Genomic DNA, 9,270 nt, shown 5'->3' on the forward strand with positions numbered 1-9,270 from the left:
CTGCACCACGGCCAGCGGCAGCGCCTCGGCATCGACCTTCAGCCCGACCGCCAGCGCCAGCGCCGGCGAGACGTTGCTGCTGATGACCTCATGCAGGCGCAGGGTGTCGGTCCACTTGGCCTCGTCGCCAAAGGTGTCGAAACGAAAGATCTGCTGGCCCTGCACCACCAGCGCGGCCTGTGCGGCGGCGGCGGGGTCGGGCGGCGCGCTGTCCGAGGAGCCTCCGCATGCCGCCAGCAGGGCGGCGGCGGCGACCGCCGCGATGAGGGCGGGGCCTGAGCCGGTCAGTCCTCGTTGCCAGCGTGCCGGGCGGCTGCAGGCCTTGAGACACACAATGTCCGCAGCGGGCTGTTGCACGGCGACGGCATCTACAAACAACGCGATGTTGCTCATGGCGGCTCCTTTTGGCACGGGTGGATGGGGTGATTCAACAATAGGAAGTCCCCTGCTCCCCGACTACCGGACTGCATCGCCAGTCGCGGTAGTGGCTGTCCTACGCATGCGCTGGCCGCACCTTGACTTGCCCGCGAAGACAGTTCTCGCCCACGGTTGCGTCCCCACCGCCGGTGCGCGACGGGCCCGAAGCCGAGCGCATCAACGGCAAACCCTGGGGCAAACCGCCGCCGGGAACGGTTCAGACCGTTTCAGGCAGACCGCTGTGCAGTGAACGCGTGATGGCCAGCCCGATGCGGGTGGCTTCCAGCGCGTCCGCCAGCGTGAGGGCCAAGGCTTGCTCGCCCCGGCAGGCCGCGACAAAGGCCGCCATTTCGGCCGCAAAAGCGGTCTCGAAGCGCTCGTAGAAATCTTTCACCACGGCGTGGCGTACCCCGTGGCCGTCACTGCGAACCACGCGATCACGCGCGGCATGTTCGCCCACGGTCAGCTTGCCCGTGGTGCCAATCACTTCGGTGCTGGTCTCGTGGCCATGCGCCATGGTGCGGGAGGCATACAGCACCGCGCGTGCGCCGCCCTCGAACTCCACTATCGCCATGCCGTTGTCCACATCGCCAAACTCCGCCAGCGCCGGATGCAGGGCAATGGTGCCTGTGGCAAAGGCCCGCAAGGCCCGGGGCTTGCCCAGCATCCAGCGCGCCAGGTCGATGTCGTGCACGCTGCAGTCCATGAAAATGCCCCCTGAGGTTGGGGCAAAACGCACGAAGAAGCCTTCCGGGTCATTCTGGTCGCAGGTTTGCGACCGGACCAGGAAGGGCCGGCCGATCTCGCCCGCAACGATGCTCGACTGGGCGCTCACGTAGCTCGGGTCGAAGCGCCTGACAAAGCCGACCATCGCGACCTGTGCGGGGTGCTGCTGCGCAACCGCCAGCACCCGCTCGCAGTCCTCGACATTCAGGGCCAGGGGCTTTTCCACGAACACATGCTTGCCCGCCTGCAGCGCCGCAATGGCCTGGCTGGCATGCAAGGTGGTCGGCGTCGCCAACACGATGGCGTCCAGTGCCGGATCGGCAACGAAAGCGTCAAAGTCCTCGTACAGCCGCTCCACCCCCAGTTGTTCCCCGGCGAACGCGCGTTCACTGGCCGTCGGGCTGCAGGCGGCCACCAGTTGGCAATGGCGGGTCCGGAACGCCAGGGCTTCTGCGTGGCGTTGGCCCAATCGGCCCAGGCCGGCGATACCCACTCTCAACATCTTGGGATTCATGCTTGTCTCCTTCAAAATTCCACCGCCTGGCCAGACGCGGCGCTTTGTGCGGCCGCGTCAGCCAGTACCTGGGCCCGCACACCGTCCTCGATGGTGGTGCGGAAGACGCCACCTGTCTGCAGTTGTTCAAAAAAGTGCTCTATCTCAAGGCGATAGGCCTGCGCATAGCGCTGCAGGAAAAAGGCCTCGGGATTGTCAACGCGGGTGCCCTGCGCGTCGGCCTGCGTCACCTCGCTGGGGCGATGGTTGCCGCACTGCAGCATGCCGGTGGAGCCGATCACCTCGAAACGCTGGTCATAACCGTAGGCGGCGCGGCGCGTGGTGTTGATCTGGCACAGGCGCCCTTTTTTGGTCCTGATGGTGACGGCGGTGCAGTCCATGTCACCGGCCTGCGCGATGGCAGGATCGGTCAGGCAGGAACCGGTTGCGCTGAGCCAGGCGGCTTCGTCGCCGTCACCGCACAGCATCCAGCGAAACACATCGAAGTCATGGATCAGCATGTCGCGGAAAATGCCACCCGAGTTTTTGATGTAGTCGACGGGCGGTGCACCGGGGTCGCGGCTGGTGATGACCAGCATCTCGGGGTTGCCGATGTCGCCCCGGTCCAGGCGCATCTTGGCCTGGTTGAAGGTCGGATCAAAACGGCGCTGGAATCCGATCATGCACGTCACACCCGCCCCGGCCACCGCTTCGGCGCAAGCTTGCGCACGAACAGCCGACAGGTCAACCGGTTTTTCGCAAAAGATGTGCTTGCCCGCCCGGGCGGCACGGATGATGAGATCGCTGTGTGTGGTGGTGGGGCTGCCGATAACGACCGCGTCAATGCCCGGATCGGCAAAGATGTTGTCGATGGAATCGACCCGCGCGCCATGCATTTGCGCCAGCTCCGCGCAGGACGAGGCGACCGGGTCGCTGACGGCCACGAGCTCGACGCCGGCCAAGGCACAGAGGTTGGCGGCGTGGATGCGGCCGATGCGGCCGGCGCCAAACAGGGCTACTTTTTTCATGGATGGGCTTTCAGGAAAGTTCAAACCGCTTGGACGCGGGTGGGTTGGTAATCGAGTTCAAGACGGTAGGCCAAAGCCATGAACAGGCTTTGCGCTACCGCCATGGAATTGGTCAGGGCGCGAAAGCCGAAGACACTGGTTTCCTGCACCAGCAGCGAGCAGGTCGCCAGACGCGCCAGCGGGCTCAGGCGGCTGTCCGTGATGGCGATGATGCGGGCGCCGCGTTCGTGGGCTTGCTGCACGATGCTCTGAGTCTCTTCCGCATACGGGGCAAACGAAATGGCGATCAGCACATCTTCGCGCAGCATGCCGCGCAGCTGCCCGTCCTGCATGCTGCCCATGGATGTGATGTGCAGCACCCGCTTGTCGGTGTGCTGCAAGGCATAGGCCAGATAAGTGGAGACCGCGAACGAACGCCGGGAAGCCATCAACCAGACGGTCTCGGCACCCGCCAGCAGGTTCACTGACTCTTCGAAAGCGGGCTCCTGCAGCGTGCGCTGCAATTCCTCCATCCCGGCGATGCCGCCGCCGATCAGGGCGTGCGCGATTTCGGCGCTGCTCAGATCGCGCGCACCGGACTCGATGGCCTGGCGTATGCGCGACTGGTAGTTGCGGCTGGGCGAAATCTGCTGGGCCAAGCCATCCCGAAACAGCTTTTGCATGGCCGAAAAACCGCTGAACCCAAAATGCTTGGCAAAGCGGACCACGGCCGAAGGCTGGACGTCGCAATGCTGCGCCACTTCCTGGATCGATTGAATCCCCAACTGCGAGCGATGCTGCTCCACATGCCGGGCAATGGCCTTGAGCTGGCGGCTGAGTCCCTCGAAATCCCGCGCGATGGCCTTGAGTAGCGCTTCTTCGGTAACGGGGCGATAGGGTTCAGTGCTCATAAGGTGAATGTTTTTGGCTGGATGACAAATTTAGAAATAATTATCTAACAAATAATAAAAAAAGAAAACTTTGTCTAGGGTTTGTCCTAATTAGAAATATGTTTCTAATTTTGCCGAAGCTCGGTAAAATTTTTCCCAGACTGCGGCGCCACCGCGTCTGATGCCCGGCGACTTCAAGCGCCCGGCAATTTCGGCTATCCACGTTCCCTCACGCTTTCACCACGCTTTCAAGGAGACAACATGAAAACACCCAAGTATTCCCGTCAGGCCGTCCTCAAAACCCTGCTCGTCGGCGCCATGCTGGTCACCGGCAGCCTGGCTGCCGCCCAAACCAAGTTCGCCCTGATCAGCCATGCACCGGATTCCGACTCCTGGTGGAACACCATCAAGAACTCCGTCAAGCAGGCCGGCGAGGACTATGGCGTGCGTGTGGACTACCGCAATCCGCCCAACGGCGACCTGGCTGACATGGCGCGCCTGATTGAACAAGCCGCCGCCCAGGGCTATGACGGCGTGATTGTCACGATCGCCGATTTCAACGTGCTGCAGGGCGCCATCAAGAAGCTCACCGACAAGAAGATCCCGGTCATCACCATCAATTCAGGCACGACCGAACAAAGCGAAAAACTGGGCGCCGTCATGCATGTCGGCCAGCCTGAGTATGCCGCCGGCAAGGGTGCCGGCGAACGCGCCAAGGCCGACGGTGTCAAGAGCTTCCTGTGCGTCAATCACTATGCCACCAACCCCGCTTCATTCGAGCGTTGCCGCGGCTTTGCCGATGCCATCGGGGCCGACTTCAAGAAAAGCACCATCGACTCGGGCGACGATCCGACCGGTGTCGAGGCCAAGGTTTCCGCCTATCTGCGCCAGAACCCCGGCACCAACGCCGTGCTCACCCTGGGCCCCACCTCTGCGCATCCCACGCTCAAGGCGCTGGAGAAAAACGGCCAGAAAGGCAAGCTGTGGATGGCCACCTTCGACCTGTCGGATGAAATTTCCAAGGGCATCAAGGATGGTTCCGTGAAGTTCGGCATCGACCAGCAACCCTACCTCCAGGGCTATATCCCGGTGGCCGTGCTGGCCACCATGAAAGCCACCAACAGCACGGACCTCGCCAAGGTGGCCGCCGCGGTCAAGGCCAACAGCAAGACCATGGCTCGCTTCACCGAGTACGGCTTGACCCCAGCCTACGGCGACCGCCACATCGGCTCCGGCCCGGGCTTCGTGACCAAGGACAACATCGGCAAGGTTGAGAAATACGCCGGCCAATACCGCTAATTTGCAAACCGCCGGCAAGGCGCCAGCGCGCTTTGCCGGCTACCAAGGCCTGACCCTCAATGACTGCTACCCCCATGAACCCCCAAGCCACGAAACCCGCATCCACGGCACAGGACGATGACCGGGTGCGACCGGTAAGCCGCCTGCGCAAGCTGATGTCCCGTCCCGAGTTTGGCGCGCTCGCCGGCACCGTGCTGGTGTTTGTCATTTTTGGCCTGAGCGCAGGCGGCTCGGGCATGTTCAGCGCCGAAGGCATCATCAACTGGAGCACCGTCGCCGCCTACCTGGGCGTGCTGGCCGTGGGCGCCGCGCTGCTGATGATCGCGGGCGAATTCGACCTCTCGGTGGGCTCGATGATTGGATTCGGTGGCATGCTGCTTGCGATCCCCGCCCTCTACTGGGGCTGGCCGATTTGGCTGTCCGCGATTTTCACCTTTGGGGTGGCCTTGGGCCTGGGCTGGCTCAATGGCTGGATTGTGGTGCGCACCGGACTGCCTTCATTCATCGTGACGCTGGCTTTTTTCTTCATCCTGCGCGGCCTGTCACTTGCCGTATCGGTCATCTTCACCGGCAAGACCATCCTCAGCACCAACGGCGATCTGGTGTTGCGTGACATGATCGCCCACGATCCGCTGATTTCCTTCCTGTTCCATGGCTACACCCTGACGGGTTTGTTCGATGCCCTGGCCAGTGCCGGCGTGCTGGCCGTTCGCGATGGCGGCAAGGCACTTGCCATCGGTGTTCCCAAGGCCGTGCTGTGGTGGCTGGCGCTGACGGCCGCGGGGGCATTTGTGCTGACCCGCACGCGTGTGGGCAACTGGATTCAAGCCATAGGCGGCGATGCCAACGCCGCCAAGAACGTGGGGATTCCGGTGGCACGCGTCAAGATTGGCCTGTTCATGCTGATGGCGTTCTGCTCCACGGTCTTCGCCATCCTGCAAGTCGCGGATGCCGGCTCGGCGGCCGCCGACCGGGGCCAGCAAAAGGAGTTCGAGGCCATCATTGCCGCGGTTATCGGGGGCTGCCTGCTCACCGGCGGCTATGGCTCGGTGATCGGGGCCGCATTTGGTGCGCTGATTTTCGGCATGGTGCAAATCGGCATCGGCTATACCAGCATCGACAACAACTGGTACCGGGTTTTCCTCGGATTGATGCTCCTGGTCGCGGTGCTGTTCAACAACTTCATTCGCACACGATTCGCGCTGGGCAAGCGCTAACCACCACAGGGGCACAGCATGAGCGACTACATTCTCCAGCTCGAGGACATCAGCAAGTTTTTTGGCTCCGTGATCGCCCTCAACGGCGTGACACTGCGCCTGCGCCGTGGCGAGGTGCATTGCCTGCTCGGCGACAACGGTGCGGGCAAATCCACGCTGATCAAAACGCTGGCCGGTGTCCATGCACCGGACAAGGGCGAGTACCTGGTAGAGGGCCAGGCTGTGCGCTTCGGTTCGCCGCGCGAGGCACTCGATCTTGGCATCGCGACCGTTTATCAGGATTTGGCGCTGGTGCCATTGATGAGCGTGGCCCGCAACTTCTTCATGGGCCGGGAGCCGATCAGGAAAATCTTTGGGCTGCTGCCGGTCATGGATCACGAACTGGCCGCCAGAACGGCCAGCGAAAAACTCACGGAAATGGGCATCCGGATTCGGGATGCCGACCAGATGATAGGCACCATGTCCGGCGGGGAGCGGCAATGCCTGGCGATCGCACGCGCCATCCACTTCGGTGCCAAGGTACTGATTCTTGACGAGCCTACGGCGGCGCTCGGCGTCAAGCAGTCCGTCAATGTGCTCAAGCTGATTTCCAAGGCACGCGCACGCGGCATTTCAGTCATTTTCATCACGCACAATGTCAATCACGCCTACCCGATTGGTGACAGCTTCACGCTGCTCAACCGCGGCAAGTCCCTGGGCAGCTACCTGAAACAGGAGGTGAGCAAGGACGAGGTACTGAACATGATGGCTGGCGGCCAGGAGATGCAAAAGCTCATGGCCGATCTCGATGGCGTAACGATTTAAGGTCATGATGACAACATTGAATTTTCCTCCGCCTCGCCGCATCGACCTGGCCTGTCTGGGCCGGCTGGCGGTTGACTTTTATGCCCAGCAGTTCGGCAGCCGGCTGGAAGATGCGCGCAGCATGGCCATGTACCTGGGCGGCAGCTCCGCCAACCTGGCGTTCGGCGTGGCCCGTCTGGGTCTGAAAAGCGCGATGATTTCCCGTGTCGGCGATGAGCAAATGGGGCGCTTCCTGAGCGAGACCCTGCGGCGCGAAGGTTGCGACACCAGCCAGGTGCAAGTGGACCCGGAGCGCCTGACCGCGCTGGTCTTGCTCGGGTTGAAAGACCGCGACACTTTTCCCCTGCTGTTCGTGCGCGAAAATTGCGCCGATATGGCGATCGATGCCAGCGAAATCAGCGAAGACTTCATCGCCCAATGCCGCGCGCTCGCCATCACCGGCACGCATCTGTCCACCCCCGGTACACGTCGCGCATCGCAGGCGGCGCTGGACCATGCGCGCAGGCACGGCCTGGTGCGAATCCTCGATATCGACTACCGCCCGGTGCTGTGGGGTTTGACGGCACGCGGCGCCGGTGAAAACCGCTATGTCGCCGATGCGAACGTGACCCGGCAGCTGCAGCAGATGCTGCCCGAGTTCGACCTGCTGGTTGGTACCGAAGAAGAGTTTTTCATTGCCGGCGGCGTGGCGGACGACCTGATCGCCAGCCTGCGCGCGGTGCGTGCGCTCAGTGCCGCGACCCTGGTGGTCAAGCGCGGCGCTTTGGGCTGCAGCGTGATCGAGGGGGCGATTCCCGACGACATCAACGCCGCCCCCACCTTTCGCGGCGAGCGGGTTGAGGTGCTCAATGTGCTGGGCGCCGGTGATGCCTTCCTGTCCGGCCTGATGGCCAGCCTGCTGCAGGGCAAGGACTGGGCGCAGGCGACCCGCGTGGCCAATGCCTGCGGCGCCATCGTGGTGTCGCGCCACGCCTGCTCCGCCGCCATGCCGACACCCGCCGAACTGGCGCACTGGTTCGGCGGCAGCCGCGAGCCCCAGGTCGATGCCGACCGGCAACTGGCGCATTTGCACCGTGTGACGGCGGCGCGGCCCGACTGGAACGACTTGTGCGTGATGGCCTTTGACCATCGCAGCCAGTTCTTTGATCTTGCCCGCGCGGCCGGAGCCAGCGAGTCGCGTATTCCTGAACTCAAAAAATTGCTGGTCAACACCGCCGAACAGGTCGAGCGCAGCCACCAGCTGCAAGGCCATACCGGTGTGCTGATTGATGGCGGCGACTACGGGCGCGACGCGCTCGCCAGCGCCACCGGCCGTGGCTGGTGGGTGGGGCGCCCGGTCGAGTTGCCCGGCTCGCGGCCGCTGCGCTTTGATGGCACGCGCTCGATGGGCAGCGCCCTCATTCACTGGCCGACGGAGCAAGTGGTCAAGTGCCTGCTGCACTACCACCCCGACGATGCCTTTGAGCTGCGGCTGGAGCAGGAAGAAAAAGTGCTGGAGCTGTGGGAAGCCACGCGCGAATCGGGCAACGAGCTGCTGCTCGAAATCATTCTGCCGGTGTCGATGAAGGCCATGACGGCGGCCGGCAAGGAAGACGCCACCGTGCTGCGCGCCATCGAGCGCTTTTACAACCTCGGCATCAAGCCCGAATGGTGGAAGCTGGCCCCCATGCAGGCGGGGGGCTGGAGCGCGCTGCAGGCCCTGCTGGCTGAGCGCGACCCTGGCTGCCGTGGCGCCGTGATCCTCGGGTTGAACCAGTCCTTGCACTACCTGGCCGACAGCTTTGCGCAAGCGACCAATCCGGTGGTCAAGGGCTTCATGGTGGGTCGCACACTGTGGGCCGATGCGTCGCTGCGCTGGTTCAAGGGCGAGCTGGACGACGCCGGTCTCATGAATGAAGTGGCGCACAATTTTGGCGCGCTGGTGGATGCCTGGCGCCACCGGAAAGATGCCGCATGAAAACCCAAAAACTCACCCTGGCCCAGGCGCTGGTGCGCCACCTGGCCGCCCTGCGTGTTGAAATGAATGATGGCAGCGTCCAGCCCTATTGCGCTGGCGTGTTCTCGATTTTTGGCCACGGCAATGTGGCCGGTCTGGGCGAGGCGCTTTGGGCCAGCCGCCATGAGCTGCCGACCTACCGGGCCCACAACGAGCAGGCCATGGCCCATGCGGCCATTGCCTACGGCAAGGCGCAGTTCCGCCAGCGCATCATGGCCGTGACCACCAGCATAGGCCCCGGCGCCACCAACCTGGTGACGGCGGCCGCGCTGGCCCATGTGAATCGCCTGCCGGTGCTGCTGCTGCCGGGGGACAGCTTCAACTCCCGCGCGCCGGACCCGGTGCTGCAGCAGATTGAAGACTTCTCGCAGGGCGACCTGACGGCCAACGATGCGTTCAGGCCCGTGACCCGCTATTTCGA

General features: G+C 63.5%; 8 protein-coding genes and 1 pseudogene. 5 read left to right on the forward strand and 4 right to left on the reverse strand.

The features are described 5' to 3' along the window. The 4 genes and pseudogenes from RMO23_RS16750 to RMO23_RS16765 all read right to left on the reverse strand — a co-directional run. A pseudogene (locus RMO23_RS16750) lies at positions 1-393 on the reverse strand (hypothetical protein); the annotation flags it as partial. A 241-nt stretch (positions 394-634) separates the two neighbouring features. Further along, positions 635-1,657: a Gfo/Idh/MocA family oxidoreductase gene (locus tag RMO23_RS16755; protein WP_309683826.1), complete on the reverse strand. Its 1,023-nt coding sequence runs from the start codon at positions 1,655-1,657 to the stop codon at positions 635-637. 11 nt (positions 1,658-1,668) lie between these two features. Beyond that, positions 1,669-2,664: an inositol 2-dehydrogenase gene (gene iolG / locus RMO23_RS16760; RefSeq protein WP_309683827.1), complete on the reverse strand. Its 996-nt coding sequence runs from the start codon at positions 2,662-2,664 to the stop codon at positions 1,669-1,671. Positions 2,665-2,684: 20 nt separating this feature from the next. Then, the gene (locus RMO23_RS16765; RefSeq protein WP_309683829.1) at positions 2,685-3,554 is read right to left on the reverse strand and encodes a MurR/RpiR family transcriptional regulator; all 870 of its coding nucleotides are present in this window, start codon (positions 3,552-3,554) and stop codon (positions 2,685-2,687) included. 297 nt (positions 3,555-3,851) lie between these two features. On the opposite strand from RMO23_RS16765, the gene RMO23_RS16770 reads away from it, so the two are divergent. From RMO23_RS16770 to RMO23_RS16790, 5 genes are all read left to right on the forward strand, one after another. Continuing rightward, the gene (locus RMO23_RS16770) at positions 3,852-4,832 is read left to right on the forward strand and encodes a sugar ABC transporter substrate-binding protein (protein ID WP_309683839.1); all 981 of its coding nucleotides are present in this window, start codon (positions 3,852-3,854) and stop codon (positions 4,830-4,832) included. 74 nt (positions 4,833-4,906) lie between these two features. Beyond that, the gene (locus RMO23_RS16775; RefSeq protein ID WP_309683831.1) at positions 4,907-6,049 is read left to right on the forward strand and encodes an ABC transporter permease; all 1,143 of its coding nucleotides are present in this window, start codon (positions 4,907-4,909) and stop codon (positions 6,047-6,049) included. A gap of 18 nt (positions 6,050-6,067) precedes the next feature. Then, entirely contained in the window at positions 6,068-6,853 is a 786-nt protein-coding gene (locus RMO23_RS16780; protein ID WP_309683833.1) for an ATP-binding cassette domain-containing protein, read from the forward strand. Between the two features lie 7 nt (positions 6,854-6,860). Next, positions 6,861-8,810, forward strand: coding sequence for a 5-dehydro-2-deoxygluconokinase (gene iolC / locus RMO23_RS16785; RefSeq protein ID WP_309683835.1), 1,950 nt, complete (start codon positions 6,861-6,863; stop codon positions 8,808-8,810). Continuing rightward, positions 8,807-9,270: thiamine pyrophosphate-binding protein (locus RMO23_RS16790; protein ID WP_309683837.1), on the forward strand; the 464-nt coding region annotated here is incomplete at its 3' end. The genes iolC and RMO23_RS16790, both read left to right, overlap by 4 nt.

The sequence above is a fragment of the Polaromonas sp. genome (assembly GCF_031411155.1).
In the GTDB taxonomy this organism is placed as follows: Bacteria; Pseudomonadota; Gammaproteobacteria; order Burkholderiales; family Burkholderiaceae_C; genus Polaromonas.

Coding starts and splice junctions, on each gene's coding strand:
- RMO23_RS16755 (WP_309683826.1), bottom strand. CDS start 1,657: ATGAATCCCAAGATGTTGAGAGTGGGTATCGCCGGCCTGGGCCGATTG.
- iolG (WP_309683827.1), bottom strand. CDS start 2,664: ATGAAAAAAGTAGCCCTGTTTGGCGCCGGCCGCATCGGCCGCATCCAC.
- RMO23_RS16765 (WP_309683829.1), bottom strand. CDS start 3,554: ATGAGCACTGAACCCTATCGCCCCGTTACCGAAGAAGCGCTACTCAAG.
- RMO23_RS16770 (WP_309683839.1), top strand. CDS start 3,852: ATGCTGGTCACCGGCAGCCTGGCTGCCGCCCAAACCAAGTTCGCCCTG.
- RMO23_RS16775 (WP_309683831.1), top strand. CDS start 4,907: ATGAACCCCCAAGCCACGAAACCCGCATCCACGGCACAGGACGATGAC.
- RMO23_RS16780 (WP_309683833.1), top strand. CDS start 6,068: ATGAGCGACTACATTCTCCAGCTCGAGGACATCAGCAAGTTTTTTGGC.
- iolC (WP_309683835.1), top strand. CDS start 6,861: ATGACAACATTGAATTTTCCTCCGCCTCGCCGCATCGACCTGGCCTGT.